29 protein-coding genes are annotated in these 26,766 nt (G+C 69.9%); 12 read left to right on the top strand and 17 right to left on the bottom strand.

From position 1 onward, the window contains the following. Positions 1–364 precede the first annotated feature (364 nt). On the bottom strand, positions 365–1,006 hold the full coding sequence (locus tag ABZ434_RS34045) for a DNA-3-methyladenine glycosylase (RefSeq protein ID WP_359145288.1): 642 nt from the start codon (positions 1,004–1,006) through the stop codon (positions 365–367). Positions 1,007–1,079: 73 nt separating this feature from the next. On the opposite strand from ABZ434_RS34045, the gene ABZ434_RS34040 reads away from it, so the two are divergent. From ABZ434_RS34040 to ABZ434_RS34030, 3 genes are all read left to right on the top strand, one after another. Then, on the top strand, positions 1,080–1,862 hold the full coding sequence (locus tag ABZ434_RS34040) for a sporulation protein (protein WP_359145285.1): 783 nt from the start codon (positions 1,080–1,082) through the stop codon (positions 1,860–1,862). 54 nt (positions 1,863–1,916) lie between these two features. Continuing rightward, on the top strand, positions 1,917–2,456 hold the full coding sequence (locus ABZ434_RS34035; protein WP_359145282.1) for a YbhB/YbcL family Raf kinase inhibitor-like protein: 540 nt from the start codon (positions 1,917–1,919) through the stop codon (positions 2,454–2,456). Positions 2,457–2,603: 147 nt separating this feature from the next. Continuing rightward, positions 2,604–3,110 carry an HNH endonuclease gene (locus tag ABZ434_RS34030; RefSeq protein WP_359145280.1) on the top strand — a complete coding sequence of 169 codons (507 nt, stop codon included), beginning with the start codon at positions 2,604–2,606 and terminating at the stop codon, positions 3,108–3,110. 60 nt (positions 3,111–3,170) lie between these two features. Here the strand turns inward: ABZ434_RS34030 and ABZ434_RS34025 are convergent, their stop codons facing one another. The 4 genes from ABZ434_RS34025 to ABZ434_RS34010 form a co-directional block, all read right to left on the bottom strand. Beyond that, positions 3,171–3,938, bottom strand: coding sequence for a sulfite exporter TauE/SafE family protein (locus ABZ434_RS34025; RefSeq protein WP_359145278.1), 768 nt, complete (start codon positions 3,936–3,938; stop codon positions 3,171–3,173). 61 nt (positions 3,939–3,999) lie between these two features. Then, positions 4,000–4,932 carry an SPFH domain-containing protein gene (locus ABZ434_RS34020; protein WP_359145277.1) on the bottom strand — a complete coding sequence of 311 codons (933 nt, stop codon included), beginning with the start codon at positions 4,930–4,932 and terminating at the stop codon, positions 4,000–4,002. Positions 4,933–5,085: 153 nt separating this feature from the next. Next, entirely contained in the window at positions 5,086–5,514 is a 429-nt protein-coding gene (locus tag ABZ434_RS34015) for an NfeD family protein (protein WP_359145275.1), read from the bottom strand. Positions 5,515–5,591: 77 nt separating this feature from the next. Next, positions 5,592–6,389, bottom strand: coding sequence for an ABC transporter ATP-binding protein (locus ABZ434_RS34010; RefSeq protein ID WP_359145272.1), 798 nt, complete (start codon positions 6,387–6,389; stop codon positions 5,592–5,594). Between the two features lie 198 nt (positions 6,390–6,587). Between ABZ434_RS34010 and ABZ434_RS34005 the strand changes: the two genes are divergently transcribed. Then, positions 6,588–7,367, top strand: a complete 780-nt coding sequence (locus ABZ434_RS34005; RefSeq protein WP_359145269.1) for a hypothetical protein — start codon at positions 6,588–6,590, stop codon at positions 7,365–7,367. A 179-nt stretch (positions 7,368–7,546) separates the two neighbouring features. Here ABZ434_RS34005 and ABZ434_RS34000 read toward each other — a convergent pair whose 3' ends face one another. The 3 genes from ABZ434_RS34000 to ABZ434_RS33990 form a co-directional block, all read right to left on the bottom strand. Continuing rightward, positions 7,547–7,798: a chaplin gene (locus ABZ434_RS34000; protein ID WP_359145266.1), complete on the bottom strand. Its 252-nt coding sequence runs from the start codon at positions 7,796–7,798 to the stop codon at positions 7,547–7,549. Positions 7,799–7,948: 150 nt separating this feature from the next. Continuing rightward, the gene (locus tag ABZ434_RS33995) at positions 7,949–8,593 is read right to left on the bottom strand and encodes a response regulator transcription factor (protein WP_359145263.1); all 645 of its coding nucleotides are present in this window, start codon (positions 8,591–8,593) and stop codon (positions 7,949–7,951) included. Then, the gene (locus ABZ434_RS33990) at positions 8,586–9,731 is read right to left on the bottom strand and encodes a GAF domain-containing sensor histidine kinase (RefSeq protein ID WP_359145260.1); all 1,146 of its coding nucleotides are present in this window, start codon (positions 9,729–9,731) and stop codon (positions 8,586–8,588) included. The genes ABZ434_RS33995 and ABZ434_RS33990 overlap by 8 nt, the downstream gene beginning before the upstream one ends. Before the next feature lie 451 nt (positions 9,732–10,182). On the opposite strand from ABZ434_RS33990, the gene ABZ434_RS33985 reads away from it, so the two are divergent. Then, the gene (locus tag ABZ434_RS33985; RefSeq protein ID WP_359145257.1) at positions 10,183–10,947 is read left to right on the top strand and encodes a transglycosylase SLT domain-containing protein; all 765 of its coding nucleotides are present in this window, start codon (positions 10,183–10,185) and stop codon (positions 10,945–10,947) included. Between the two features lie 78 nt (positions 10,948–11,025). Here ABZ434_RS33985 and ABZ434_RS33980 read toward each other — a convergent pair whose 3' ends face one another. Continuing rightward, entirely contained in the window at positions 11,026–13,578 is a 2,553-nt protein-coding gene (locus ABZ434_RS33980) for an FHA domain-containing protein (RefSeq protein WP_359145254.1), read from the bottom strand. Positions 13,579–13,862: 284 nt separating this feature from the next. Between ABZ434_RS33980 and serB the strand changes: the two genes are divergently transcribed. After that, entirely contained in the window at positions 13,863–15,119 is a 1,257-nt protein-coding gene (gene serB, locus ABZ434_RS33975; protein ID WP_359145251.1) for a phosphoserine phosphatase SerB, read from the top strand. A gap of 82 nt (positions 15,120–15,201) precedes the next feature. On the opposite strand, the gene ABZ434_RS33970 is transcribed toward serB, so the two are convergent. The 4 genes from ABZ434_RS33970 to ABZ434_RS33955 all read right to left on the bottom strand — a co-directional run bounded on the left by ABZ434_RS33970 (position 15,202) and on the right by ABZ434_RS33955 (position 17,572). Beyond that, positions 15,202–15,720 carry a histidine phosphatase family protein gene (locus ABZ434_RS33970; protein WP_359145248.1) on the bottom strand — a complete coding sequence of 173 codons (519 nt, stop codon included), beginning with the start codon at positions 15,718–15,720 and terminating at the stop codon, positions 15,202–15,204. A gap of 73 nt (positions 15,721–15,793) precedes the next feature. After that, positions 15,794–16,000 carry a hypothetical protein gene (locus ABZ434_RS33965; RefSeq protein WP_359145245.1) on the bottom strand — a complete coding sequence of 69 codons (207 nt, stop codon included), beginning with the start codon at positions 15,998–16,000 and terminating at the stop codon, positions 15,794–15,796. Between the two features lie 148 nt (positions 16,001–16,148). After that, positions 16,149–16,259 carry an SGM_5486 family transporter-associated protein gene (locus ABZ434_RS33960; protein WP_326740547.1) on the bottom strand — a complete coding sequence of 37 codons (111 nt, stop codon included), beginning with the start codon at positions 16,257–16,259 and terminating at the stop codon, positions 16,149–16,151. A 26-nt stretch (positions 16,260–16,285) separates the two neighbouring features. Next, positions 16,286–17,572 carry an MFS transporter gene (locus ABZ434_RS33955; RefSeq protein ID WP_359145242.1) on the bottom strand — a complete coding sequence of 429 codons (1,287 nt, stop codon included), beginning with the start codon at positions 17,570–17,572 and terminating at the stop codon, positions 16,286–16,288. Positions 17,573–17,711: 139 nt separating this feature from the next. Between ABZ434_RS33955 and ABZ434_RS33950 the strand changes: the two genes are divergently transcribed. Beyond that, positions 17,712–18,386: an FCD domain-containing protein gene (locus tag ABZ434_RS33950; RefSeq protein ID WP_356325880.1), complete on the top strand. Its 675-nt coding sequence runs from the start codon at positions 17,712–17,714 to the stop codon at positions 18,384–18,386. 236 nt (positions 18,387–18,622) lie between these two features. Here ABZ434_RS33950 and ABZ434_RS33945 read toward each other — a convergent pair whose 3' ends face one another. From ABZ434_RS33945 to fabG, 3 genes are all read right to left on the bottom strand, one after another. Further along, entirely contained in the window at positions 18,623–19,012 is a 390-nt protein-coding gene (locus ABZ434_RS33945; protein ID WP_359145238.1) for a hypothetical protein, read from the bottom strand. Positions 19,013–19,172: 160 nt separating this feature from the next. Next, on the bottom strand, positions 19,173–19,940 hold the full coding sequence (fabI, locus tag ABZ434_RS33940; RefSeq protein WP_359145235.1) for an enoyl-ACP reductase FabI: 768 nt from the start codon (positions 19,938–19,940) through the stop codon (positions 19,173–19,175). Between the two features lie 5 nt (positions 19,941–19,945). Further along, complete coding sequence (fabG, locus tag ABZ434_RS33935; RefSeq protein WP_359145232.1) at positions 19,946–20,665, bottom strand: 3-oxoacyl-[acyl-carrier-protein] reductase; 720 nt, start codon at positions 20,663–20,665, stop codon at positions 19,946–19,948. Between the two features lie 261 nt (positions 20,666–20,926). On the opposite strand from fabG, the gene ABZ434_RS33930 reads away from it, so the two are divergent. The 3 genes from ABZ434_RS33930 (at position 20,927) to tyrS (ending at position 25,177) form a co-directional block, all read left to right on the top strand. Next, a complete protein-coding gene (locus ABZ434_RS33930; RefSeq protein WP_359145229.1) occupies positions 20,927–22,450 on the top strand; it encodes a TldD/PmbA family protein in 1,524 nt (507 codons plus the stop codon). Beyond that, a complete protein-coding gene (locus ABZ434_RS33925; RefSeq protein ID WP_359145226.1) occupies positions 22,447–23,841 on the top strand; it encodes a metallopeptidase TldD-related protein in 1,395 nt (464 codons plus the stop codon). Before ABZ434_RS33930 ends, ABZ434_RS33925 begins: the two co-directional genes overlap by 4 nt. A gap of 67 nt (positions 23,842–23,908) precedes the next feature. Then, positions 23,909–25,177: a tyrosine--tRNA ligase gene (tyrS, locus tag ABZ434_RS33920; RefSeq protein ID WP_359145223.1), complete on the top strand. Its 1,269-nt coding sequence runs from the start codon at positions 23,909–23,911 to the stop codon at positions 25,175–25,177. Positions 25,178–25,247: 70 nt separating this feature from the next. Here tyrS and ABZ434_RS33915 read toward each other — a convergent pair whose 3' ends face one another. Further along, entirely contained in the window at positions 25,248–25,523 is a 276-nt protein-coding gene (locus tag ABZ434_RS33915) for a GlsB/YeaQ/YmgE family stress response membrane protein (protein WP_359145220.1), read from the bottom strand. Positions 25,524–25,767: 244 nt separating this feature from the next. On the opposite strand from ABZ434_RS33915, the gene ABZ434_RS33910 reads away from it, so the two are divergent. Together ABZ434_RS33910 and ABZ434_RS33905 are read left to right on the top strand one after the other, a co-directional pair. Next, a complete protein-coding gene (locus tag ABZ434_RS33910) occupies positions 25,768–26,145 on the top strand; it encodes a DUF3099 domain-containing protein (RefSeq protein WP_359145217.1) in 378 nt (125 codons plus the stop codon). Positions 26,146–26,364: 219 nt separating this feature from the next. After that, a complete protein-coding gene (locus ABZ434_RS33905) occupies positions 26,365–26,628 on the top strand; it encodes a hypothetical protein (protein WP_359145214.1) in 264 nt (87 codons plus the stop codon). The last annotated feature ends 138 nt before the right edge of the window (positions 26,629–26,766 follow it).

Here is a 26,766-nt window from a genome sequence, read left to right as displayed (position 1 = left end):
GACGCTTCCTTTGTACTCACCCTCTCGGGCTTTCCTCCGGGCGCTTCCCTTCGGTCTTGCGTTTCCGACTCTATCAGACTCTTTCGTGTCCGATTTTCGGTCGAAGCGGGCCTCGCTTTGCTTTCGAGGATTCGCTTTCGCTTTTTCCCTTTCGGCGTGTTCACTACGTTAGCTGATTTCCCTGTCGACTCATAATCGAGCCAGGGAAACGAATTTCGGCATGCCAAAATTCGCACCCTCAAGGGTGAATCGTAGGTAGTGGTTGACCGCTTCGAGTTGCTCGGCGTGCGATCCGATGGACCGAACCAGAAGCTGTTCCCGTGTCAAGCGGCTCGGACTACATTAGGCGCCCCCCAAGGGCGAGTCAAGTTGACCGGCGGCGCGGTGCGTGGGCGCGGTACGGGCTCACGGTGGGGTCGCCGTCGATCCAGAAACGCCACGGGTGCGCGGCTCCGTCACCGCCCACCCCCGTGCGCGGACCGCTCCGCACCTGGTCGCGGGGTGGAGGTGTTCCGTGCAGCACGGTGAGGTGGGCGCCCGGGTGCGCGATGGCGTCGGTTCCGTCGAGGGCCCGGTCGACGTCCAGGGCCGTCGCGAGGCGCGCCGGCCCTTTGGCCAGTTCTCGGTCATTGCGGGCCGAGAATCGACGTTTGCGGGTGAGCTCCGCGCCCGTACCGATGTCGCCGGCTCTGAGGAGAACCCCGCTCGCCATGCCCTCCGGGCCGCACACCAGGTTGAGGCAGTGCCACATGCCGTAGGTGAAGTAGACGTACGCGTGGCCCGGCGGTCCGTACATGACGTTGTTGCGCCGCGTCCGGCCGCGGAAGGCGTGGGAGCCGGGGTCGATCTCTCCCGCGTACGCCTCCACCTCGGTCAGACGCACCTCGATCGGACCGTCCGGCGTACTGCGGACCAGGATGCGGCCCAGGAGATCCGGTGCCACCTCCAGCACGGGGCGGTCGAAGAAGGCCCGCGTCAGCGGCGTACGGTCCGTGCCATCGATCATGGGATTCGAGGGTACCGGGAACCGACTACGTTCTTGGCGCGTATGTAGGGGTCAGGACCAAGGAGGAGAAAACATGGGCTTCAAGCGGCTGCTCGCGAGCATGGGTGCCGGCGGCGCCTCGGTGGAGACGGAGCTGACCGAGCTCAACGTCGTACCGGGTGGGGTCGTGCAGGGCGAGGTGCGGATCCAGGGCGGGTCCGTGGACCAGCAGATCGAGGGGCTCTCCGTCGGTCTGCAGGCCCGGGTCGAGGTCGAGGGCCAGGACCAGGAGACCAAGCAGGACATCGAGTTCACCAAGCTGCGCCTCGGGGGCGCCTTCGAGGTGCGGGCGGGTGCGGTGCACGTCGTGCCGTTCGGGCTCGAGATCCCGTGGGAGACGCCGATCACGATGTTCGCGGGCCAGCACCTGCACGGCATGAACATCGGCGTGACCACGGAGCTGGAGATCGCCCGGGCGCTGGACTCGGGCGACCTCGACCCGATCAACGTGCACCCGCTGCCGGCGCAGCAGGCCATCCTGGACGCGTTCGGGCAGCTGGGCTTCGGCTTCCGCAGCGCGGACATGGAGCGCGGTCACATCCGTGGCACCCGTCAGCGGCTGCCGTTCTACCAGGAGATCGAGTTCTTCCCGCCGTCGCAGTACCGGGGGCTGAACCAGGTCGAGCTGACGTTCGTCGCGGACGACCGCGAGATGGACGTCGTTCTGGAGATGGACAAGAAGCCGGGCCTCTTCAGCGAGGGCAGCGACTCCTACCGTGCGTTCAAGGTCGGTCTGAACGACTTCGGGGGGACCGACTGGACGGCGTACCTGAACCAGTGGCTGGCGCAGGTCGGCGGGCAGCGCAACTGGCTCTAGGGTCGGGGGGAAGGAGACCTTCCGGAATCTGAACCGATCAGGAGAGGTGACGACGTGACCGAGCCGAAGAGGGCCCCGCTTCCGCATGACTTCCATCCCGAGGTCCCCTCGTTCACCGTGGTGAGCGAGGACCTGGCCCCGGGGGCCGTCCTTGCGGACGCACAGGTCCACGCGAAGGGGAACACTTCGCCGCAGCTGCGGTGGGAGGGGTTCCCGGAGGAGACGAAGAGCTTCGCCGTGACGTGCTTCGACCCGGACGCCCCGACGGGCAGCGGGTTCTGGCACTGGGTGGTCTTCGACATCCCGGCGTCGGTCACGGAGCTGCCGGCGGGCGCGGGCAGCGGGACGTTCGAAGGACTGCCCGCGGGCGCCGTGCAGGCCCGCAACGACTACGGGTCGAAGGACTTCGGCGGGGCCGCCCCGCCGGCCGGGGAGAACCATCGCTATGTCTTCACCGTCTACGCGGTGGACAGCGAGAAACTCGGTCCCGACAGCGACACGTCTCCCGCGGCGGTCGGATTCAACCTGCGGTTCCACACGCTGGGCCGCGCCCAGCTGATCGGTGAGTACGCGGAGCCCGCCGAAAGCGAGTGAAGCGAAAGGTTCCACCTCTGTTTGCCCTGCCCTGGTCTTGGAGAGATCAGGGCAGGGCATTTTTTATTGCGTTGTCCATCACGGCCTGCCCGGCCAGAGTTGATCCGGGCCTGCCAGGGGGCGGGCGGCACACGGGAGGTGGGCGAAATGCGGGACACACTGGTGCTGAACGCGAGCTTCGAGCCGCTGTCGACGGTGACGCTGAACCGTGCGGTGGTGCTGATCCTTCAGGACAAGGCCGTCGTCGAGCAGTCGCATCCCGACCTCCGCATGCGTGGTGCCGCCGTCGACATTCCGGTACCCCGGGTGATCAGGCTCTGCCGGTACGTACGGGTGCCCTTCCGAAGACAGGCCCCGTGGTCCAGAAGGGGTGTGCTGATCCGGGACCAGCACCGGTGCGCGTACTGCGGGCGGCGGGCGAGCACCGTCGACCACGTGGTGCCGCGGGCCCAGGGTGGTCAGGACACCTGGCTCAACACGGTGGCCTCCTGCGCCGAGGACAACCACCGCAAGGCGGCGCGTACGCCGGAGCAGGCGGGGATGCCGCTGCTGCGGCAGCCCTTCGTCCCCTCGCCGGCCGACGCGATGCTGCTGGCGCTGGGGGCCGTGGACCGGTCGGCGCTGCCGGAGTGGCTGGCGCAGCCCGCGGCGTAGGAACCGTACGTCCGGTGACGTGGGGGGCCCTCCTTCCCTGAGGAGGCGGGCTTCACCGTCTCAGCGCAGGACCAGCTGGACGATGGCGACCGTCCCGACCGTGACGATGAGGGCGCGCAGGAGCGCGGGGCTGAGCCGGCGGCCGACCCTGGCGCCGATCTGGCCGCCGAGTGCGGAGCCGACGGCGATGAGGACGACGGCCGTCCAGTCGAAGTCCGCGACGAAGAGGAAGAACAGGGCGGCGATGCTGTTGACGACCGCGGCCAGGACGTTCTTCACCGCGTTGAGTCGCTGCATGGTGTCGTCGAGCAGCATGCCCATCAGGGAGAGGTAGATGATCCCCTGGGCTGCCGTGAAGTAGCCGCCGTACACGCTGGCGAGCATCAGACCGGTGAAGAGCAGTGGGCCGCCGTCGGGGTGGGCCACGGCCCCGGTGTGCTCGCGACGGCGCTGGACCGCTTTGCTGATGCGCGGTTGCAGGATGACCAGGACGAGCGCCAGGGCCACCAGGACCGGGACGATGGTCTCGAAAGCCGTGGAGGGCAGTGCCAGCAGCAGGGTCGCGCCGGTGAGGCCGCCGATCATGGCGCCGACGGCGAGCTTGAGGACGCGGCGGCGCTGTCCTTCGAGTTCCTTGCGGTAGCCGATGGCGCCGCTGACGGAGCCGGGAATCAGACCGAGTGCGTTGGAGACGGTGGCGGTGACCGGCGGCAGGCCCGTGGCGAGCAGCACCGGGAAGGTGATCAGCGTTCCCGAGCCGACGATCGTGTTGATCGCTCCCGCGCTGATGCCCGCGGCGAAGACCGCGAGCATCTCCCAGATGGTCATACCGTGTCCCCCGTGCGTGATCGGTGCTTGGTGCACTGATCATGCACGAGGGGTGTACACGTCAGTCGACGGGGGGCTCCTCGCGACGCTGCTTGCCGCCGGTGTCGAAGCCGGGCATGCCGGTTCCGAGGTTCCCGAAGGCGCCGCTGAGGCCCTTGAGGGCGTCGCCGATCTCGCTGGGCACGATCCACAACTTGTTGGCGTCGCCTTCGGCGATCTTCGGCAGCATCTGGAGGTACTGGTACGAGAGGAGCTTCTGGTCCGGGTCGCCGGCGTGGATCGCTTCGAAGACCGTACGAACGGCCTGGGCCTCGCCCTCCGCGCGCAGGGCGGCCGCCTTGGCCTCACCCTCGGCTCGCAGGATCGCGGACTGCTTCTCGCCCTCCGCGGTGAGGATCGCCGACTGGCGCGTGCCTTCCGCCTGGAGGATCGCTGCGCGCTTGTCGCGGTCGGCGCGCATCTGCTTCTCCATCGAGTCCTGGATGGAGGTGGGCGGCTCGATCGCCTTCAGTTCGACGCGGTTGACGCGGATGCCCCACTTGCCGGTGGCCTCGTCGAGGACTCCGCGCAGCGCGGCGTTGATCTCCTCGCGGGAGGTCAGGGTCCGCTCCAGGTCCATGCCGCCGATGATGTTGCGGAGCGTGGTGACGGTGAGCTGCTCGATGGCCTGGATGTAGCTGGCGACCTCGTACGTCGCCGCCCTGGCGTCGGTCACCTGGTAGTAGATGACGGTGTCGATGTTGACGACCAGGTTGTCCTGGGTGATCACCGGCTGCGGCGGGAAGGGCACGACCTGTTCCCGGAGGTCGATCCGGTTACGGATCGAGTCGATGAACGGGACGACGATGTTCAGGCCTGCGTTGAGGGTGCGGGTGTACCGGCCGAAACGTTCCACGATGGCGGCGCTGGCCTGTGGGATGACCTGGATCGTCTTGATCAGAGCGATGAAGACGAGCACCACCAGAATGATCAGGACGATGATGATCGGTTGCATCGTTTCCTCGTGCCCTTCGGTTGCCGACGGATCGCGATGATCGAGGTCGAGATCGCATGGGCCGTGGGCCAGGTCGGTTGTCCTGCCGGTCCGGTTTCCATGATGATCGACATCGAGTCTCGCAGAACGGGCGCTGCTGTGGGGGCTGTTCGGTCACATGACGACGGCCGTCGCCCCGTCGATGTCGACGACATCGACCTGTTGGCCCGGTTCGAAACTGAGCTCCGCGTCGAGGGCGCGGGCCGACCAGACCTCCCCGGCGAGCTTGATCCGGCCACCGCTGCCGTCGACCCGTTCCAGGACGACGGCCTGGCGGCCCTTCAGTGCGTCGATGCCGGTGGCGTGTTGGGGCCGGTCCGCGCGATGCCTGTTGGCGATCGGCCGGACCACGGCGATCAGCGCCACCGAGACGAGGACGAAGACCAGGACCTGGGCCACGACTCCGCCGCCGAGGGCCGCGACAACCGCCGCGGCGACCGCTCCGACGGCGAACATGCCGAACTCGGGCATCGCGGTCAGGACGAGGGGGATGCCCAGTCCCACCGCGCCGATCAGCCACCACACCCACGCGTCGATGTCCACGTGGTCATCGTATGACCGGGAGTGCCTCCGCGGACAGAGCGCGAGGAGCCGGGTACGGGGGCGATCGGCAACGCCCCTCAGGCGAGCGGCAGTCCGCGGGCGGTGTAGCGGTCGCCCTGGTGCTCGACGATGAGCGGCAGGCCGAAGCAGAGGGAGAGGTTGCGGGAGCTGAGCTCGGTCTCCATGGGGCCGGCGGCGAGCACCTTGCCCTGACGGATCATCAGGACGTGGGTGAAGCCGGGGGCGATCTCCTCGACGTGGTGGGTCACCATGATCATGGAGGGTGCGTACGGGTCGCGGGCCAGCCGGCCGAGGCGGCGGACCAGGTCCTCGCGGCCGCCCAGGTCGAGACCGGCCGCCGGCTCGTCGAGGAGCAGCAGCTCGGGGTCGGTCATCATGGCGCGGGCGATGAGGGTGCGCTTGCGCTCGCCCTCGGACAGGGTGCCGAACTTCCGGTCGAGGTATTCGGTCATGCCGAGCCGGTCGAGGAAGGCGCGGGCGCGGTCCTCGTCCACCTTGTCGTAGTTCTCGTTCCAGGTGGCGGTCATGCCGTACGCGGCGGTGAGCACCGTCTGCAGGACCGTCTGGCGCTTGGGCAGCTTCTCGGCCATGGCCACCCCGGCGATGCCGATGCGGGGACGCAGGTCGAACACGTCGGTGCCGACGCCGCCGAGCTGCTCGCCGAGGACCGTGGCGGTGCCCTTGGTCGGGAAGAGGTAGCTGGACGCGATGTTGAGGAGGGTGGTCTTGCCGGCGCCGTTCGGGCCGAGGATGACCCAGCGCTCCCCCTCCTTGACCGACCAGGAGACGTCGTCCACCAGAGCGCGTCCGTCGCGGACCACGGATACGTCCACCAGCTCCAGTACATCGCTCATGAGCGCGTTGTCTCCCCATGCAGTCTCGAGATCGTCGCGTGCCTGTGGGCACAGCTCCCAGGGAAAACCTACGCCACTGCCGGAGTGCTTCAGGCGCTGGGCCCGTCGTCGTGCTCCCGCCGCCCCGTCCCCGGTCCGGCCGGGGCGGGTCGCGGGAGGGCGAGGACAGTCCCCGGGTCCGTTCCCTAGGGTGGTGCCATGCTTTCGGAACCACGCTCAGGGCTGCTGGCCGCTTGGGGCAACGCGCTGCTGGCGGGACTCGTGTCGCCCGACGACGCGGCGCTCGCCATTGTCGGAGAGGACGCGGTGCACCGCGTCGAGGGGCTGCCGGGTGAGGCGGGGCCGGTCGGCCTCACGCTCGCCCTGGGGCGGCTGCGCGGGCTGGGGGTGACGGGCTTCCGGGTCGCGCTGCCGGTTCCCGGGCATCCGCTGGGCCTCAGCGGTCCGGCGGAGTTCAACGCCCGGGCCCTGGAGGCCGAGGAGGCCGTGGTCACCTTCGGTGCGCCGTACGGGCTGGTGCCCGAGGTGCGGGAGGCGGGCCCCGCCGGGGATCTCCACGTCGACGTGGTGTGGCGGTGCCTGGCGGTGCGCGAGGCGCCGCCGGCCGATGTGCCGTCGCTGGGTGAGGCGGAGCGGGAACTCGCGGAGGCGTTGCGGGATGCGACGGCGTTGCTGTCGCGGCTCGATGTGGCCGGGTCGGGGCCGGTGGCCGAGGCGGCGGTGGACGCGTACCGGGCGCGGGCGGAGCGGGGGCGCGAGGTGCTCGCCCCGGGGTATCCGCCGCGGGCGGTGCGGGTGCTGGAGCTGGCGCAGCGGGTCGGGCTGCTGGTCTCGGTGGCGTACGAGAACGGGCACGGGGGCGCGGTGAGCGCGTCGGAGATGGCTGCCAGGGGGGAGGCGCTGCGGCCGGTGGAGCGGGTGGCCCGGCGGGCGCAGGTGGCCGCGTACAACGCGTACGTGGAGGAGCGGGCGCGGTAGCGGGTTCCGGACCCGGCGCCTCTGTGTCCGCCGGGGCGGGGCGGGTCCGACCGGGCGGCGGGTGGGCCCGGGGCTCGCTCGCGGCCTCTGACGCGGGGTCGAGGCGCGGGCGGACGGCGTGATGCCGCCGGCCGGGGCCCCGTGGGGCCGGCCGACGGCGTCGCCGTGGGTGCGGAGCGTCAGCCGTTCAGGCCGAGGTTGCCGAAGGCCGGGTTGAGCAGGCCGATCACGTTGACGGTGTTGCCGACCACGTTCACCGGGACGTGGACCGGGACCTGGACGAGGTTGCCGCTGGCCACACCCGGGGAGTGGGCCGCGACACCGTGCGCACCGGCACCGCTGTGACCGGTGGCGGAGGCCGCGCCGGCACCGGCGGCGATGAGGCCACCGGCGATCATGGTGACGGCAGCGGCCTTCTTCAGGTTCTTCACTTCAGGATCCTCCTAGCGTCGCTGCGGCCAGCCGCCGCAGCACGCCATGAAGAACGCCCCGGTCCGAAAATGGATGCGCCGTTCGGGTGACGTACACACGGGAGTGTGAAATCCCGGCCCGGCGGGTGACGCGCCGTACCGGTCGTCCGTTCAGCCCGCCGCCCCGTGCCGGACGGCCCAGAGGGCCGCCTGGGTACGGTCGGAGAGATCCAGCTTCATCAGGATGTTCGAGACGTGTGTCTTGACGGTCTTCTCGGACAGCACCAGTGCCCGCGCGATCTCCCGGTTCGACCGGCCGTCGGCGATCAGGCCCAGAACCTCCCGCTCCCGCTCGGTGAGGGTGCTCCCCCGGCCCGTGCCGGTGCCCGGGTCGTCCTGGGCCAGCAGCGCTCCGGCCACCTCCGGCTGGAGCAGGACGTGGCCCGCGTGCACCGAGCGGATGGCCCCGGCCAGCGCGTCCGGGTCGACGTCCTTGTACACGTAGCCGGATGCGCCGGCGCGCAGGGCGGGGACGACGGTGCGCTGTTCCGTGAAGCTGGTGACGATCAGCACCTTGGCCGGGTTCTCCAGCTCCCGGAGCCTGCGCAGGGCCTCGATGCCGTCGGTGCCCGGCATCTTGATGTCCATCAGCACCACGTCGGGGCGCAGCTCCTCCGTCCTGGCCACCCCTTCGGCGCCGTCGGCCGCCTCGCCGACGACCTCTATGTCGTCCTGGATCTCCAGGAACGTACGCAGACCGCGGCGGACCACCTGGTGGTCGTCGACCAGCAGCACCCTGATGAGCCTGTCAGCCACCGGGCACCTCCATCTCGATCGTGGTGCCCTTGCCGGGCGCCGATTCAACGGTGAGCTCGCCGCCGACGCCGTCGGCGCGGTCCCGCATGGAGACGAGGCCCAGGTGTCTGCCCGCACGCCGGGTGGCCGCCGGTTCGAAACCGCAGCCGTCGTCCGAGATCCGCAGGACCGTGCCGCCGTCGCGGCGGGTGAGGGTGACGTCGACGTGCCCGGCGCCCGAGTGGCGCAGGGCGTTGTGCAGGGCCTCCTGGGAGACCCGGAGCAGCGCTTCCTCCTGGGCGGCGGGCAGGGCCCGGACGCCCGAGCTCCCGAAGGTGACGCGGGCCGTGTGTGCGCGGTCCAGGACCTGGATCTGGGTACGGAGGGTGGCGATGAGGCCGTCCTCGTCGAGCGCCGCGGGACGCAGTTCGACCACGGCGGCACGCAGCTCGTCGACGGCCTCCGCCGCCAGGGCTGCGACCTGCTGGAGCTCGCCCTTGGCGCGGGCCGGGTCGCGGTCGACCAGGGCGGCGGCGGCCTGGGCGGTGAGCCGGAGGGAGAAGAGCTTCTGGCTGACCGCGTCGTGCAGCTCGTGGGCGAGCCGGGAGCGCTCCTCCGCGATGGTGAGCTCGCGGCTGCGCTCGTACAGCCGGGCGTTCGTGAGGGCGATCGCCGCGTGCTGGGCGAGGATCGCCAGCAGGTCCTCGTCGTCCGCGGTGAATCCGCAGGTGCCCTCGGGCTTCGGGCAGCGCTTGTTGGCGAGGAAGAGGGCGCCGATGGTCTCGTCGCCGTCCCTGATCGGCAGTCCGAGGAAATCGGACATGTCGGGGTGGGCGGCCGGCCAGCCCTCGAAGCGCGGGTCCTTGCGGACGTCGGCCAGGCGCTCGGCCTTGGCCTCGTGCAGCATCGCCGCGAGGATGCCGTGCTGGCGCGGGAGCGGGCCGATGGCCTTCCACTGCTCGTCGCTGACGCCGTCGACGACGAACTGGGCGAAGCCGCCGTGGTCGTCGGGCACCCCGAGGGCCGCGTACTCGGCGTCGAGCAGTTCGCGGGCCGACGCGACGATCGTCTTCAGGACGTCCCGCATCTCGAGGTGGCGGCTCATGGCGAGCAGCGCGGCACTCACCGCTGCGAGGCCCGACGGTGGGCGATGGCTCATGACCTCACGGTACCGGCGGCCCCGTGGCCCTGTATCCGCCTGTGGGCTGCCCCGACCAGGGCGCAGGGACTAGGACTTTCGCCCGGCCGCGGGCCCCTAGGCCGCCCTTCAGACCTTCTCGACCGCACCACCCGATGTCGGAACGTCACATTCCGAATTGCTGGAGCAACGGACGGTGAGTTTGTTACCCGCCCGATGTGAGGCCGCGCATAGGACCCACGTCACTTACGAAGTCGCCTAGTGGAGCGATAAGGGTGATTTGGGTGGTCATGAGCATGGATTCGAGGCCGCCAACGCCCTCGTGTTCCACTACCCGGCTTCGTACGTCACACCTTTGCCACGGCATTTTGCTGCCGCTAACAATTGCACTCGTCCCCGACGGAGAAGCGAAGTCGCCTCCCGTCTTCGTCCTCCGTGAGGACCTTCCGCGATTCGAAGAGGTACGCCTGATATGTCCGCGTCCAGCATTCCCGGCCGTCTCCGCCGCCTGAACAAGACCCAGAAGCTCTCCGCCGTCGGCATCTCCGCCGTCGCCGCCGCTGCACTCTCCTTGTCCCTGGTGCCCGGTAACGCCGAGGCCGAGACCGAGCCTCAGGCACTCTCCGCAGCCCCCGTCGTCTTCGGGTCCGCCGCCGGCGCCCCGCAGGCCCGGACCATCCAGAACAGCATCATCGAGCAGCACTCCACTGCCGAGCAGCTGGTCAAGGCAGCCGACGCCGCGAAGGCCGCCAAGGCCGAGAAGGCCGCCGCCGTGAAGGCGAAGGCCGACGCCGTCGCCAAGGCCGACGCCAAGAAGGCGAAGGCGAAGGCCGTCGCGAAGTGGAAGGCCAAGAAGGCCGCCGCCAAGCGCAGCTCGCACGCCGCCAGCCGCTCCGAGGCCCGTACCCCCGTGTACGCGAACAACCTGGACGGCTGGATCAAGGAATCCCTGTCCATCATGAAGTCCAAGGGCATCCCGGGCACCTACGACGGGCTGCACCGCAACATCATCCGTGAGTCCAGCGGCAACCCGAACGCCATCAACGACTGGGACATCAATGCGATCAACGGGGTCCCGTCGATCGGTCTGCTCCAGATCATCAAGCCGACGTTCGACGCCTACCACGTCGGTGGCACCCCCCACACCCAGTACGACCCGGTCGCCAACATCACCGCGTCGGCCAACTACGCCGCCGACAAGTACGGCTCGATCGACAACGTCGACAGCGCGTACTGATCCGTTCCGGACCACGCCGAAGGGCGGCACCCCGTGGGGTGCCGCCCTTCGGCGTCGTGCTGTGCGCAGGGGCGCCCGTTACTTGCGCATGACCTCGGGCTCGTGGCGGCGCAGCAGCCGCGCGACCGCCACCCCGCAGATGATGCCGAGGACCAGCAGCACCGCGACGTTCATCCCCCACTGTCCGGCCGAGTGCTCCCACAGCGGATCGAGGTCCGTCGGGTTCTTCTGGTCCCACGGCGGCATCAGGTGGGCGAGGTCCAGTGTGGAGCCCGCGCCCGCGATGGCCCAGCGGGACGGCATCAGCCAGGCGAACTGCTCCAGCCCGGGCGATCCGTACACCTGGAAGAGGATGCCGGTGAAGACGACCTGGACGATCGCGAACATGACCAGCAACGGCATGGTCTTCTCGGAGGTCTTGACCAGCGAGGAGATGACCAGGCCGAACATCATCGAGGTGAAGCCGAGCGCGATGATCGTCACGCAGAGCTCGACGGCGGGCGGCATGATCAGGCCCTCCGCCGGCAGATCGCGGGTGGCGAAGCCGATGCCGCAGATGATGACGCCCTGGATGGCCGTGATCACGCCGAGCACAATCACCTTGGACATCAGGTAGGCCGAGCGGGAGAGGCCGGTGGCCCGTTCCCGTTCGTAGATGACCCGTTCCTTGATCAGCTCTCGTACGGAGTTGGCCGCGGCGGAGAAGGTCATTCCGATCACGAGGATCAGCATGATCGTGCCGGCGTCGCCGTTGAACCGGGACGGCGGCTTCGGCGGGGCGAGGCCGAAGTCGGCGGGGATGACCACGCTGACGATCCCGAGCACGGCGGGCAGGATCACCATCAGGCCCATGAAGCCCTTGTCGGACGCGATCACCGAGACGTAGCGGCGCATCAGCGTCCACAGCTGGGTCATCCAGCCCTGCGGCTTCGGGGGGCGCATCTGCTGGTGCGGCGGCATGTGCACGGGCTGCGCGGCGACGGCGTCGATGTCCGCGGCGTACATCTGGTAGTGCTGCGAACCGCGCCAGCGGCCCGCCCAGTCGTAGTCGCGGTAGTTCTCGAACGCGGAGAAGACGTCGGCCCAGGTGGAGTAGCCGAAGAAGTTGAGCGCTTCCTCCGGCGGACCGAAGTAGGCCACGGCGCCTCCAGGCGCCATCACCAGGAGCTTGTCGCAGATGGCCAGCTCGGCGACCGAGTGCGTGACGACGAGGACGGTGCGCCCGTCGTCGGCCAGGCCGCGCAGCAGCTGCATGACGTCGCGGTCCATACCCGGGTCGAGGCCCGAGGTCGGCTCGTCCAGGAAGATCAGGGAGGGCTTGGTCAGCAGCTCCAGGGCCACGGAGACGCGCTTGCGCTGGCCGCCGGAGAGCGAGGTGACCTTCTTGTCCTTGTGGATGTCGAGCTTGAGCTCGGCGAGGACCTCGTGGATACGGGCCTGGCGCTCGGCCTCCGTGGTGTCCGCGGGGAAGCGGAGCTTGGCGGCGTACTTGAGGGCCCGGGTGACGGTCAGTTCCTTGTGCAGGATGTCGTCCTGCGGAACCAGACCGATGCGCTGGCGGAGCTCGGCGAACTGCTTGTACAGATTACGGTTGTCGTAGAGGACGTCGCCCTGGTTGGCGGGCCGGTAGCCGGTGAGCGCCTTGAGCAGGGTGGACTTTCCGGAACCGGACGGGCCGATGACCCCGATCAGCGACTTCTCCGGGACGCCGAACGAGACGTCCTTGAGGATCTGCTTGCCGCCGTCGACCGTCACCGTGAGGTGGCGGGCGGCGAAGGAGACCTCACCGGTGTCGACGAACTCCTCGAGCCGGTCGCCGACCAGCCGGAAGGTCGAGTGGCCGACGCCGACGATGTCGTTCGGGCCGATGAGCGCGGAGCCGGACTTCGAGAGCGGCTGGCCGTTGACGTACGTACCGTTGTGGGAACCGAGATCGCGGATCTCGAAGCGGCCGTCGGGTGTCGCGTGGAACTCGGCGTGGTGGCGCGAGACCTGCAGGTCGGAGACGACCAGCTCGTTCTCCAGCGCACGGCCGATCCGCATCACCCGGCCGAGCGCCAGATGGTGGAACGTGGTCGGGCTCCGGTCGCCGTACACCGGCGGCGCCCCCGCCGCGCCACCGGGACCGCCTTGGTGGGGAGCCGGTGCCATGCCCTGCTGCGGAACATGGGGCTGCTGCGGCTGGGCCTGCGGCTGCTGCGGCCAGGCCTGCTGGACCGGAGGCTGCTGCGGCCCGCCCGGCCCGGACTGCTGCGGGGCCTGGTACGGCTGCTGCGGCTGCTGGGCCGGAGCCTGGGCACCCCCGGCGGCCTGCCCGCTGTACACATCGGTGCCGCTGAGGCTCAGCCGGGGTCCGTCGGTGGCGTTGCCCAGGTTCACGGTGGAGCCGGGCCCGATCTCCATCTGGTGGATCCGCTGGCCCTGCACATACGTGCCGTTGGTGCTGCCGTGGTCCTCGATGAACCAACCGCGCCCGCTCCAGCTGATCGTGGCGTGCCGCCACGACACCCTGGCGTCGTCGATCGTCATGTCGCCCTGCGGATCACGTCCCAGGGTGTACGACCTGGACGGATCGAGCGTCCAGGTCCTGCCATTCAATTCCAGTACGAGTTCCGGCACTCCGCGCCCCACTAGTTGTCCCCCGAATTACCCCCGTTGCAGGGAGTCTAGGGATGCTGAACATCGTGGGGAACTATTCCAGGAGCAGTCCCCGATGCGAAAGCCGGGCGAGGGGTTGAGCGAACCGAGACCGCACCGTTGCGAACGACCTGGACCAAAACGCCATCTGTCGGCGCCAATGCCATCAGTACATCGCATGTCGTACCCGATGCGGACATCATCGGCGCCACACCGGCTGTCCGTTCCTCGGGACGGGCCGTCGGGAGCGTAGCGCGGACCGCTACGGTGGGAGCACCATGAGCGCACCTCAGCCCCCTCAGTCCTCCCTGTCTCCTGAGCCTCCTGAGTCACCTCGGGACGCGGACACTCCGACCCTCCTCGTGAAGATCTTCGGGAAGGACCGGCCCGGCATCACCGCCGGGCTCTTCGACACCCTCGCCGCCTACTCGGTCGACGTCGTCGACATCGAGCAGGTCGTCACCCGTGGCCGCATCGTCCTGTGCGCACTGGTCACCGCCCCGACCGCGGGCGGGACCACGGAGGGCGACCTGCGGGCCACAGTGCACAGCTGGGCCGAGTCGCTGAAGCTGCAGGCCGAGATCATCTCCGGTACGGGCGACAACCGCCCGCGCGGCGACGGCCGTTCCCATGTGACGGTGCTCGGGCATCCGCTGACCGCGGAGTCGACCGCCGCCATAGCGGCCACGATCACCTCGACCGGCGGAAACATCGACCGTATCTTCCGGCTGGCGAAGTATCCGGTGACGGCCGTCGAGTTCGCGGTGTCGGGCACCGGGACCGAGACACTGCGCACGGCCCTGGCCATCGAGGCCGCCGGCATCGGCGTCGACGTGGCGGTGGTCTCGGCCGGGCTGAGCCGCCGGGCGCAGCGGCTCGTCGTGATGGACGTCGACTCGACGCTCATCCAGGACGAGGTCATCGAACTGTTCGCGGCCCATGCCGGCTGCGAGGCCGAGGTCGCCGCGGTGACCGAGCAGGCCATGCGCGGCGAGCTCGACTTCGAGCAGTCGCTGCACGCGCGGGTGGCACTGCTGGCGGGGCTCGACGTGTCGGTGGTGGAGAAGGTCCGCGCCGACGTCCGGCTGACGCCGGGAGCCCGCACCCTGATCCGTACGCTGAAGCGGCTCGGCTACCAAGTGGGCGTCGTCTCCGGCGGGTTCACGCAGGTGACGGACGATCTCAAGGAGCGGCTCGGGCTCGACTTCGCCTCTGCCAACACTCTGGAGGTCGTCGACGGGAAGCTCACCGGCCGGGTGACGGGCGACATCGTCGACCGGGCGGGCAAGGCCCGGCTGCTGCGCAGCTTCGCCGCGGAGGCCGGGGTTCCGCTGGCGCAGACGGTGGCGATCGGTGACGGGGCGAACGACCTGGACATGCTGAACACCGCGGGGCTCGGAGTCGCCTTCAACGCCAAGCCGGTGGTCCGCGAGGCCGCGCACACCGCGGTGAACGTGCCGTTCCTGGACACCGTGCTCTATCTGCTCGGTATCACCCGCGAGGAGGTCGAGGCCGCAGACGGCCTCGTCGAGTAGGGGCGCCCGCACGCCACGTACACAGGGCCCGGGTGCACACGCCGAAGCGTGGGCACCCGGGCCCTGTCGTGAGCCGGGGCGGTCAGTCGTTCGGAGTCCAGTACTCGACGAGCTTGCCGACGCCGTGCTCCACGCTCTTCCAGGTGCCGGGCACCTCGACCACGGCGAACGCGGCGGTCGGGAAGCCGCCGCGGTTCATCCGCGCCAGGGCGTCACCCTCCGCCGACCCCGACAAGGCGTCGGCGACGGCGTGCATGCCCGGGTTGTGGCCGATCACCAGGAGGTCGCGAACGTCGTCGGGCGTCTCGTTGATCAGCGCGATCAGCTCGCCGAGTGAGGCCTCGTAGAGCCTCTCCTCGTACACGGTCCTGGGGCGCTCCGGCATCTCGTGCACGGCCAGCTTCCATGTCTCGCGCGTCCTGACCGCGGTCGAACAGAGGGCCAGATCGAAGACGATCCCGGAGTCGGCGAGTCTGCGGCCTGCCACGGGGGCGTCCTTGCGGCCGCGCTCGGCGAGCGGCCGCTCATGGTCGGAGTCCTGCGACCATTCCGCCTTTGCGTGCCTGAGAAGGACGATCCTGCGAGGTGTATCGACGCTCATACACCTCAGCTTCGCATGAAATGTGGCACCTGGCGCAGGGTGTTGGAGGGCTCCCCGCCCCGGATTGCGGACGTCAGGGGGCCAACAGCTCCACGATTCGCTGCAGCAACCGGCCGACAGCGGGATCCCCCGTGGCAGCGTGTGCCTGGCCGGGTCCGGCGATCAGCAGGAGGAGGGCGCCGAAGGCCACGGCGGGCAGCGCGACGGCCCACCACGGCAGCCTGACCTCGATGCCTGCCGCGTCCGGGCGGGTGGAGCGGGTGTGCGTACGGGCCGGCATGTCCGCCTCCGTGGGTGCTGGATTCCGATACTCAGAACCTACGGATCCGGGAGCGCCGCTCCCATCCGGTGACCCACCCACTTCACCCTGACCCTGGCCCCCTAGGGGGTGGTGGGGCTAGCCCCACCAACGCGCCGGGGACCTCGCGTCACGGGGAGGCGATGGAAGCGATGATGCCGACGACGACCGTGATCAGCAGCATCGTCCCGAAGACGAGGAGCAGCTTCTTCTGACCGTTCTGGGGATTCGGATCGAGCACAGGAGACATGCCCCCAGTCTCGCATCTCAGCATTCGTCCTCGATCGTCCGGTCCCGGCCGGCCAGGATGCCCGCCACCATCTGCGGCACCATCAGCGCCGCCATGAGTCCGATCGGCAGCCCCCAGCCTCCGCTGTGCTGGTAGAGCACGCCGACCAGGAGCGGGCCGGGGATCGAGATGAGGTAGCCGGTGGACTGGGCGAACGCGGAAAGCCGGACCACTCCGGCACCGCTGCGGGAGCGCATGCCGATCATGGTGAGGGCGAGCGGGAAGGCGCAGTTCGAGATGCCCAGCAGCAGCGCCCAGATCCAGGCCCCGCCGGAGGGGGCGAGGTAGAGGCCCGCGTAGCCGATGAGGCCGCAGGCCCCGAGGAACACGACGATCGGTCCCTGGTTCCTCATCCGGGCGGCGACCCTCGGGATGACGAAGGCGAGCGGCACGCCCATGGCCATGGTGAGGGCGAGCAGCACGCCGGCCGTCCCGGCCGAGACGCCGGCGTCCCGGAAGATCTGCGGCATCCACCCCATGGTGATGTAGGCGGCGGTGGCCTGGAGGCCGAAGAAGCAGGCGAGGGCCCAGGCGGTGCGGCTGCGGGTGATCCGGAGCGCCGGGGCCTCCTGCCGGTCGGCCGCGGGGTGTCCGGCGGCGCCGGTGCGGTCCCGTACCAGCGGGATCCAGGGCAGGATCGCGGCGGCGGCGAGGGCGGCCCAGACTCCGAGGCCGGCCTTCCAACTGCCGCCCATCGCCTCGGTCATGGGCACGGTCACGGCCGCTGCCAGCGAGGTTCCGAGGGCCAGGGCCATGGAGTAGAGACCGGTCATGGAGCCGACGCGGTCCGGGAACCAGCGCTTCACGATCACCGGCATCAGGACGTTGCTGACGGCGATGCCCATCAGGGCGAGCGCGCTCGCGGCCAGGAAGCCTGCCGTGCCGCCGACGAGCGGCCTGATCACCAGCCCCGCGGTGATGGCGACCATGCCCGCGCAGACGACCGCACCCGGCCCGAAGCGGCGGGCCAGGCGCGGCGCCATGACGCCGAAGACCGCGAAGCAGAGCGGGGGTACGGAGGTGAGCACCCCGGCCACGCTGCCGCTCATGTGCAGCCCGTCGCGCACCTCTTCGAGGAGGGCGCCGAGGCTGGTGATGGCGGGGCGGAGGTTGAGCGCGGTGAGGACGAGCCCTACGGCGACCAGGCGGAGCGCCCAGGGAGCGGGGCCGGTCCCTTGCGCGGGCACCTGGGTGCGGGGGGCGGCCGGCGCGGCCGGGTCCAGCGTCCGGACGGGGGTCCGGGGAGGGGTTTCGTCGTCATGCATGGGGCCATCATAGAATCATGGGATGATTGCTTGTCCAATCCTCTGAGAAGATTCGGATACCTCCGCGAGAGGGCTTCGGCCTCATGCACACGGGAGGGCCCAGGGGCCCGCCGCCCCGCACACCCGAGCAAGGAGCACCATGGCGCTGACGTCCCCGCGGCGATCGGCACTCGCCGACCAGGTGATTGCCCAGCTGAGGAACCAGATCACGTCGGGCGAGTGGCCCGTGGGTTCGCGCATCCCCACCGAGCCCGAGCTGGTCGAGCAGCTGGGGGTGGCCCGCAACACCGTCCGCGAGGCCGTGCGCGCGCTCGCGCACAACGGGCTGCTCGACATCCGGCAGGGCTCGGGCACCTATGTGGTGGCGGTCAGCGAGCTGGCCGGGGTGATGCACCGCCGGTTCGCGTCCGCCGACCCGCGCCATGTGGCCGAGCTGCGGTCGACGCTGGAGTCGTCGGCGGCGCGTCTTGCTGCCGCCCGGCGCACCGAGCGGGACCTGAGGCAACTGGACGCGCTCATGCGGCGCCGGGAGGAGACCTGGGCCGCGGGAGACGCGGAGGCCTTCGTCGCGGCGGACGCGACGCTGCATCTGGCCGTGGTGGCCGCATCGCACAACGAGGTGCTCACGGGCCTCTACGCCGATCTGGGCGATCTGCTGAAGGACTACCTGCGGGACGACGTCGGCCATGATCTGGGGCCGCAGGACCTCATGGACCACGGCCGGCTGGTCGAGGCGATCCGGGCCGGCGACGCGGAGACGGCGGCGGCGGAGGCCGCGAGCCACGCGCTGAGCTGCCTGGTGGACCGGGTCTAGGGCTGTCCCGCCCTTCCTGGGGGATCAGCGCGCGGCGTCGGACGCGGTGCATCGCAGGGCGGAGAGGCGCCCGCATACGGGACGCATTCGGGCGTTCCGACTACGGAGGGGGTCCCCCCGTGCCGTTCAGGCTACGGGGGAGAGGCGCCGTAGCTGTCGTCGTGCGCCCGCCAGGAATTGCGGGACGCCTTAGGCCCTTCGGCCCACGCGCCCGGTCCGATCCGGACGAGAGCCCCCTACGGGCTGTCACCCTGCCTCTCCGTGCTGTGGGTGACCCAGGCGGAGCGGACCTCTTTCCAGCAGCGGTCGTCCAGCCTCACGGTCCGGCCGGGGGGGACGGTGACCGGCTCGGAGTCGGTGTCGATGTCCCACCAGCGGGTGCATTCGGTGTGCAGCTGGACGCGGTCGGTGGAGGGGTACGGGTTGTGGCAGTAGGCGACGACCCGGGAACCCTTCACCGACGTACGGCATTCGGCGCCGGAGGGCTCGGGATCGGCCGCGGGCGGCCCTGCCGCGCCCGCTGCTCCGACATGCCCCGCCGCGTACAGGCCCACAGGCACGAGCAGCCCGGCCACGAGGACGGAGGCAACCAGCAGGGATCGGGTTCGGTGACGAGTGCCGCGCACAGCGATCTCCTCCCCTCAGCCTGACCAGAAGTCCGGTTCCTCCACATTCTGCGGTGGATCGACCAGCTTTTCGACCTGAGCGCCGGAAGGCCTGCCGGACAAGGGAAACGGCCGCGCACCACCTCCGGGGAGGTGGTGCGCGGCCGGGGAGCGGGAGGTGTCAGGCACCCATCATGTGCACGCCACTGTCGACGTGGATGATCTCGCCCGTGGTCCTCGGGAAGAAGTCGGAGAGCAGCGCGACGATGCCGCGGCCGGCCGGCTCCGGGTCCTTCATGTCCCACGCCAGCGGCGCGCGGGTGTTCCACACGTCGGCGAGCTCGCCGAAGCCCGGGATGGACTTGGCGGCCATGGAACCGATCGGACCGGCCGAGATCAGGTTGCAGCGGATCCCGTCCTTGCCCAGGTCACGGGCGAGGTAGCGGGAGGTGGCCTCCAGCGCGGCCTTGGCCGGGCCCATCCAGTCGTACTGCGGCCAGGCGTACTGGGCGTCGAAGGTGAGACCGACGATCGAGCCGCCCTCGCTCATCAGCGGCTTGCACGCCATGGCGAGGGACTTCAGCGAGAACGCCGAGACGTGCATCGCCGTGGCGACCGACTCGAACGGGGTGTTGAGGAAGTTGCCGCCGAGCGCGTCCTGCGGGGCGAACCCGATGGAGTGGACGACACCGTCGAGCGAGCCGAGCTCGGCCTCCACCAGACCGGCGAGCCGGTCCAGGTGCTCGGCATTGGTCACGTCCAGCTCGATGACCTTGGCCGGCTTGGGCAGCTTCTTGGCGATGCGCTCCGTGAGCGTGGGCCGCGGGAAGGCGGTCAGGATGATCTCCGCGCCCTGCTCCTGGGCCACCTTGGCGGTGTGGAACGCGATGGACGACTCCATCAGCACCCCGGTGATGAGGATGCGCTTGCCGTCGAGAATTCCGCTCATGGTGATCAGTGACCCATGCCCAATCCGCCGTCAACGGGGATGACGGCTCCAGTGATGTACGACGCGTCGTCGGAGGCGAGGAAGCGCACCGCGGCGGCGATCTCGTCGGGCTGCGCGTAGCGGCCGAGCGGCACCTGGGACACGATGCCCTTGCGCTGCTCCTCGGTGAGCGCCTGCGTCATGTCGGTGTCGACGAAGCCGGGCGCGACGACGTTGAAGGTGAGGTTGCGCGAACCGAGCTCGCGCGCCAGCGACCTGGCGAAGCCGACCAGACCGGCCTTGGAGGCCGCGTAGTTGGCCTGTCCGGCCGAGCCGAGGAGGCCGACGACGGAGGAGATGAGGACCACGCGGCCCTTCTTGGCGCGCAGCATGCCGCGGTTGGCACGCTTGACGACCCGGAAGGTGCCGGTGAGGTTGGTGTCGAGCACGGACGTGAAGTCCTCTTCGGACATCCGCATCAGCAACTGGTCCTTGGTGATGCCGGCGTTGGCCACCAGCACCTCCACGTTGCCGTGCTTCTCCTCGATCTCCTTGTAGGCCTGCTCCACCTGCTCGGCGTCGGTGATGTCGCAACGGACCGCGAGAACACCGGCCTCGGTGAGCGCCGCAGGCGGCTCGCCGGAACGGTAGGTGATCGCGACCTTGTCGCCGTTGTCGGCGAAAGCGCGGGCGATGGCGAGGCCGATGCCCCGGTTTCCTCCGGTGACGAGAACCGAGCGGCTCAACGGATCACCCTTTCGATAGCGGTCTGGTACCTCGAAAACCTATCGGTACCGCCTGCTCGGCGAGGAATCGGCCCCTGACAGCGCCTTCCCCCGGTCACTGTGGGATTCCTACAGAGACGCATCCGACCGGGCGGCGAACGACCGGCCCACGGGCCACCGGACGGCCGGCCCCTGCGCCCGGCCCGGAATTCGGCCGCGATGCTCCTGCGGCCGTGCTTCACTGCCTCGTAAACGATCCGAGACGCAGAGGAGAGGCCGCCCGTGCCCCATGAGGTAGATCAGTCGTTCCTGGCCCTCCCGCTACGGGCCCTCGCCGACGCGGCGCTCGCCCGTGCGCGGGCGCTCGGGGCCGTGCACGCCGACTTCCGCTTCGAGCGGGTGCGCAGCGCCACGTGGCGGCTGCGGGACGCCCGTCCCGCCGGATCGTCGGACACCACCGATCTCGGGTACGCGGTGCGGGTGGTGCACGGCGGGGCGTGGGGGTTCGCCTCCGGGGTGGATCTGACGATGGACGCCGCGGCGAAGGTGGCCTCGCAGGCCGTCGCCATGGCGAAGCTGTCGGCGAAGGTGATCGCGGCGGCGGGCTCCGACGAGCGCGTGGAGCTGGCCGACGAGCCGGTGCACGGGGAGCGGAGCTGGGTGTCGGCGTACGACGTCGACCCGTTCGACGTACCGGCCGGGGAGAAGGCGGAGCTGCTCGCCGAGTGGAGCGGCCGGCTGCTGGCGGCACAGGGCGTCGCTCATGTCGACGCCTCACTGATGACCGTCCACGAGAACAAGTTCTACGCGGACACGGCGGGCACGGTCACCACCCAGCAGCGGGTGCGGCTGCATCCGCAGTTCACCGCGGTCGCGGTGGACGCGACCACCGGTGAGTTCGACTCGATGCGCACGATCGCGCCGCCGGTGGGGCGTGGCTGGGAGTACCTGACCGGGACCGGCTGGGACTGGGACGCGGAGCTGGAGAGCATCCCGGGGCTGCTGGCCGAGAAGATGCGGGCGCCGAGTGTCGAGGCGGGGACGTACGACCTGGTCGTCGACCCGTCCAATCTGTGGCTGACGATCCATGAGTCGATCGGCCACGCCACCGAGCTGGACCGGGCGCTAGGGTACGAGGCGGCGTACGCCGGAACCTCGTTCGCCACCTTCGACCAGCTGGGCAAGCTGGCGTACGGCTCCCCGGTCATGAACGTGACGGGCGACCGCACCGCCGAGCACGGACTCGCGACGATCGGGTACGACGACGAGGGCGTCGAGGCGCAGTCCTGGGACCTGGTCAAGGACGGGACGCTGGTGGGCTACCAGCTGGACCGCCGGATCGCGAAGCTGACGGGTCTCGGCCGGTCCAACGGCTGCGCGTACGCGGACTCGCCGGGACACGTTCCGGTGCAGCGCATGGCCAATGTGTCCTTGCAGCCGGATCCCGGCGGGCTCTCCACGGAGGATCTGATCGGCGGGGTGGAGCGCGGGATCTACGTGGTCGGCGACCGGTCCTGGTCGATCGACATGCAGCGGTACAACTTCCAGTTCACCGGGCAGCGGTTCTTCCGGATCGAGAACGGCAGACTGGCCGGGCAGTTGCGCGATGTCGCCTACCAGGCGACGACGACGGACTTCTGGGGCTCGATGGAGAAGGTGGGCGGCCCGCAGACGTATGTCCTGGGGGGCGCCTTCAACTGCGGCAAGGCCCAGCCGGGCCAGGTGGCGGCCGTCTCGCACGGCTGTCCCTCCGCCCTCTTCCGGGGCGTGAACATCCTCAACACGACGCAGGAGGCCGGACGATGAGCCGCGTCAGCAAGCCGCACGAGATCATCGAGCGCGCGCTCGAACTGTCCACCGCCGACGGCTGTGTGGTCATCGCCGACGAGGAGTCGTCGGCCAATCTGCGCTGGGCGGGCAACGCGCTCACCACGAACGGGGTGACCCGGGGCCGCACCCTCACCGTCATCGCCACCGTCGACGGGTCGAAGGGCACCGCCTCCGGAGTCGTGTCCCGGTCGGCCGTCACCGCGGCGGATCTGGAGCCGCTGGTACGGGCGGCCGAGGCCGCCGCGCGCGGAGCAGGGCCGGCCGAGGACGCGCAGCCGCTGGTCACCGGGGTGCCGGAGTCCCCCGACTTCACGGACGCGCCCGCGGAGACCGGCTCGGACGTCTTCGCGGCGTTCGCCCCCGCGCTCGGTGACGCGTTCGCCCGGGCCCGTGCCGGCGGCCGTGAGCTGTACGGCTTCGCCAACCACGAGATGACCTCGACCTACCTGGGTACGTCGACGGGGCTGCGGCTGCGGCACGACCAGCCGAACGGGACGCTGGAGCTGAACGCCAAGTCGCCCGACCGGTCGCGCTCGGCCTGGGCGGGTCGCTCGACCCGTGACTTCAAGGACGTCGACCCGGCCGGGATGGACGCCGAGCTCGCCCGGCGACTGGCCTGGGCGGAGCGCCGGATCGAGCTGCCCGCCGGGCGGTACGAGACGCTGCTGCCGCCGACCGCCGTCGCCGACCTGCTGATCTACCAGCTGTGGTCGGCCACCGCCCGGGACGCCGTCGAGGGCAGGACCGTGTTCTCCAAGCCGGGTGGCGGGACCCGGCTCGGCGAGACGCTGTCCCCGCTTCCGCTCACTCTGCGCAGCGACCCGAACGCGCCGGGGCTCGAATCCGCGCCGTTCGTCATCGCGCACTCCTCCGGGGACGGTGCGTCGGTCTTCGACAACGGGCTGCCGCTGGGCCGGACCGACTGGATCAGGGACGGCCGGCTCGAGCAGCTGACGACGACCCGGCACACGGCCGGCGAGACCGGGCTGCCGCTCGCCCCGGCCATCGACAACCTGCTGCTGGAGGGCGGTGGTGAGCAGTCCCTGGACGACATGGTCGCCTCGACGACCGGCCGCGGGCTGCTGCTGACCTGCATGTGGTACATCCGGGAGGTCGACCCTTCGACGCTGCTGCTGACCGGGCTGACCCGCGACGGGGTGTATCTCGTGGAGGGCGGCGAGGTCGTCGGCGAGGTGAACAACTTCCGCTTCAACGAGTCGCCCGTGGACCTGCTGTCGCGGGCCACCGAGGCGGGCCGCACCGAGAAGACACTGCCGCGCGAGTGGGGCGACTGGTTCACCCGGGCCGCGATGCCCGCGCTGCGCGTCCCGGACTTCAACATGAGCTCGGTGAGCCGGGGCGTATGACCCGCCTAGACTGACCGGTGCCTTTCGATACACGTATCGACACACGTAGCTGAGGAGACACGGAACCGTGACGGACATCGTCGACGAGCTGAAGTGGCGCGGGCTCTTCGCCCAGTCCACTGACGAGGACGCATTGCGCAAGGCTCTCGCGGACGGCCCCGTCACGTTCTATTGCGGCTACGACCCCACCGCGGCCAGCTTGCACGTCGGCCACCTGGTCCAGGTGCTCACCATGCGCCGCCTCCAGCAGGCCGGCCTGCGGCCGCTCGCCCTGGTGGGCGGGGCCACGGGCCAGATCGGTGACCCCAGGCCGACCGCCGAGCGCACGCTGAACGACCCGGAGACGATCGCCGCCTGGGTGTCGCGGCTGCGGTCCCAGATCGAGCCGTTCCTCTCGTTCGAGGGCGAGAACGCGGCGGTCATGGTGAACAACCTGGACTGGACGGCGGGCATGTCCGCGATCGAGTTCCTCCGGGACATCGGCAAGCACTTCCGGGTCAACAAGATGCTCACCAAGGAGTCCATCGCCCGCCGGCTGGAGTCCGACGAGGGGATCAGCTACACCGAGTTCAGCTACCAGCTGCTCCAGAGCATGGACTTCCTGGAGCTGTACCGTCGTCACGGCTGCACCCTCCAGCAGGGCGGCAGCGACCAGTGGGGCAACCTCACCGCGGGTCTCGACCTGATCCACCGCCTGGAGCCGGGCGCCGAGGTGCACGCGCTCGCGACCCCGCTGATGACGAAGGCGGACGGCACCAAGTTCGGCAAGTCCGAGAGCGGCGCCGTCTGGCTCGACCCGGAGATGACCACGCCGTACGCGTTCTACCAGTTCTGGCTGAACGTGGACGACCGCGACGTCTCCCGCTACATGCGCATCCTCAGTTTCCAGACCCCTGCCGAGCTGGAGGAGCTGGAGAAGGCCACCGAGGAGCGGCCTCAGGCGAGGGCGGCGCAGCGGGCGCTGGCCGAGGAGCTGACGACGCTGGTGCACGGCGCGGACCAGTGCGCCGCGGTCGTGGCCGCGTCGAAGGCGCTGTTCGGCCAGGGCGATCTGGGCGAGCTGGACGAGGCGACACTGGGTGCCGCACTCTCCGAGGTGCCGCACGCGCAGGTCACCGAGCTCGGTCCGCTGGTCGACCTGCTGGTCGAGGTCGGTCTGGCGCCGAGCAAGTCGGGTGCCCGGCGCACGGTCAAGGAGGGCGGCGCCTACGTGAACAACGTGAAGGCCGTGGACGGCGAGGCGGCACCGTCCCGTGAGGAGCTGCTGCACGGGCGCTGGCTGGTGCTGCGCCGGGGCAAGAAGAACCTGGCGGCGATCGAGGTCACGGCCGGCTGAGCCGTGGCGACAGCACGACGGCGGGGCACGCACCATGCGTGCCCCGCCGTCGTGCTGCCCCGCGCGTGCGTCAGGTCTTCTGTCTGCTGCCCCGGATCGAGGCCCAGAGCATGTCGCCGACGCCGACCACCACCACGGCTCCGATCAGCTGGAGCAGATGGCGCGTCCAGTCGATGCCCTTGGTGTCGTTGACGCCGATCCAGGTGGCGACAGCATTGCCGAGAATGCTGCCGATCATGCCGAAAATGACCGTCAGCCAGAGTGGGATCTCCTGCTTGCCCGGCAGGATCGCCTTCGCGATCAGACCGAGTACCAGGCCCACGATGATTGCCCACAGCCAGCTCATGTCGCCTCCTTGTGCGACGCGGTGTCGCGCATGTCCGCCCAGTCTGGTTCCTGGTCAGGTACACCGCATGTCGGGCGGGTCCGTACGTGCGGTGCGGGGGCGGGGTGTGCGTATGCGGCGCGCCCCGGTCTCGAATCGGGGGGACGTCGGGCGTACCGTGGATCCGGTCGGGTCCGGTGAGCGTCCGGCGCAGGAACAGGGTCTCCCCCAGTTCGTCATGAGCTCGGGGAAGGTTGGTGGAGACGTGTTGCGGAAACAGAGCGGTGCGGAGGTCTTCCGGATCACCGGGGCGCGGCAGGGCCTCGCGGAGGATGTGCGCGGCAGGCAGCGACGCTATGTGATCTCGATGTCCGTGCGCACGGTTTCGGTGGTCGCCGCCGCGGTCCTGTGGAACGTGGAGCGCCATGTGGCGATCGTGGCGCTCGCGCTGGGGGTTCTGCTCCCCTACGTCGCGGTCGTCATCGCCAACGCGGGCCGGGAGAACAGTCCTTCCCTCCCCTCGACCTTCGTGCCGGCCCCGACGCGGCCCGCTCTGGGGGCCGCCTCGATGGGCGGGGCGGCGGAGTCCGGTCCGGAATCCGGACACGGTTTCCGAAGCCCGGATCCACAGGAACACGACTGAGTCCGGGACGGGCCCAAGCTCAAGAAAAGCTCAGATCAATCATGAAGTTCCAGTGCACCGCAGACCGGTCTGCGTGACATACTTCGTAAGCGCTCCGCATCCCCCGTCGGAGCGACGGACCGACGCCGGGCAGCTCCCCCCGTGGCTGCTCGGCGTCGCCATTTCTCCGGCGGGGATGCCGCAGGTCCCCACTTCTGCCCAGGCCCTAGGGTTGAGTCCGTGAACTCCCCCGAATCCGATTCCGCCGCCCCGTCCGCGGGTGCTCCCACCGCGCCCGCCTGCTCGGCCAAGGGCTGCCGCGCCGATGCCGTGTGGGTACTCGCCTGGAACAACCCGAAGCTGCACACTCCGGAGCGCCGCAAGACCTGGCTGGCCTGTGACGATCACCGGGAGCATCTCTCGTCGTTCCTGGGCGTCCGGGGCTTCCTGAAGGACGTGGTGGCCCTGGCCGAGTGGGAGTCGCGGGACCAGCCGCCCGCGTGACGACTTCGGGCGCCGGGACCTTTCGTACCGGCGCCTGCGCAGAGGCCCTAGGGCGTGTTTCGAAAGTCCCGCCTGTCCGGCGACGCCTGGCACGCACGCTCGCCGCGTTGTCGGGATCACCCCGATACGCCCAGTATC

The organism is Streptomyces sp. NPDC005761 (assembly GCF_040630635.1).
GTDB lineage: Bacteria > Actinomycetota > Actinomycetes > Streptomycetales > Streptomycetaceae > Streptomyces.
The sequence above is the reverse complement of the archived record's forward strand: the minus strand, read 5'-3'. Positions and strand labels throughout refer to the sequence as shown.

Excerpts from the sequence above, each read along its gene's own strand:
- ABZ434_RS34045 (WP_359145288.1), bottom strand. The coding sequence starts at position 1,006 with ATGATCGATGGCACGGACCGTACGCCGCTGACGCGGGCCTTCTTCGAC.
- ABZ434_RS34040 (WP_359145285.1), top strand. The coding sequence starts at position 1,080 with ATGGGCTTCAAGCGGCTGCTCGCGAGCATGGGTGCCGGCGGCGCCTCG.
- ABZ434_RS34030 (WP_359145280.1), top strand. The coding sequence starts at position 2,604 with ATGCGGGACACACTGGTGCTGAACGCGAGCTTCGAGCCGCTGTCGACG.
- ABZ434_RS34025 (WP_359145278.1), bottom strand. The coding sequence starts at position 3,938 with ATGACCATCTGGGAGATGCTCGCGGTCTTCGCCGCGGGCATCAGCGCG.
- ABZ434_RS34020 (WP_359145277.1), bottom strand. The coding sequence starts at position 4,932 with ATGCAACCGATCATCATCGTCCTGATCATTCTGGTGGTGCTCGTCTTC.
- ABZ434_RS34010 (WP_359145272.1), bottom strand. The coding sequence starts at position 6,389 with ATGAGCGATGTACTGGAGCTGGTGGACGTATCCGTGGTCCGCGACGGA.
- ABZ434_RS34005 (WP_359145269.1), top strand. The coding sequence starts at position 6,588 with ATGCTTTCGGAACCACGCTCAGGGCTGCTGGCCGCTTGGGGCAACGCG.
- ABZ434_RS33990 (WP_359145260.1), bottom strand. The coding sequence starts at position 9,731 with ATGAGCCATCGCCCACCGTCGGGCCTCGCAGCGGTGAGTGCCGCGCTG.
- ABZ434_RS33985 (WP_359145257.1), top strand. The coding sequence starts at position 10,183 with ATGTCCGCGTCCAGCATTCCCGGCCGTCTCCGCCGCCTGAACAAGACC.
- serB (WP_359145251.1), top strand. The coding sequence starts at position 13,863 with ATGAGCGCACCTCAGCCCCCTCAGTCCTCCCTGTCTCCTGAGCCTCCT.
- ABZ434_RS33970 (WP_359145248.1), bottom strand. The coding sequence starts at position 15,720 with ATGAGCGTCGATACACCTCGCAGGATCGTCCTTCTCAGGCACGCAAAG.
- ABZ434_RS33965 (WP_359145245.1), bottom strand. The coding sequence starts at position 16,000 with ATGCCGGCCCGTACGCACACCCGCTCCACCCGCCCGGACGCGGCAGGC.
- ABZ434_RS33955 (WP_359145242.1), bottom strand. The coding sequence starts at position 17,572 with ATGCATGACGACGAAACCCCTCCCCGGACCCCCGTCCGGACGCTGGAC.
- ABZ434_RS33950 (WP_356325880.1), top strand. The coding sequence starts at position 17,712 with ATGGCGCTGACGTCCCCGCGGCGATCGGCACTCGCCGACCAGGTGATT.
- fabI (WP_359145235.1), bottom strand. The coding sequence starts at position 19,940 with ATGAGCGGAATTCTCGACGGCAAGCGCATCCTCATCACCGGGGTGCTG.
- ABZ434_RS33925 (WP_359145226.1), top strand. The coding sequence starts at position 22,447 with ATGAGCCGCGTCAGCAAGCCGCACGAGATCATCGAGCGCGCGCTCGAA.
- ABZ434_RS33915 (WP_359145220.1), bottom strand. The coding sequence starts at position 25,523 with ATGAGCTGGCTGTGGGCAATCATCGTGGGCCTGGTACTCGGTCTGATC.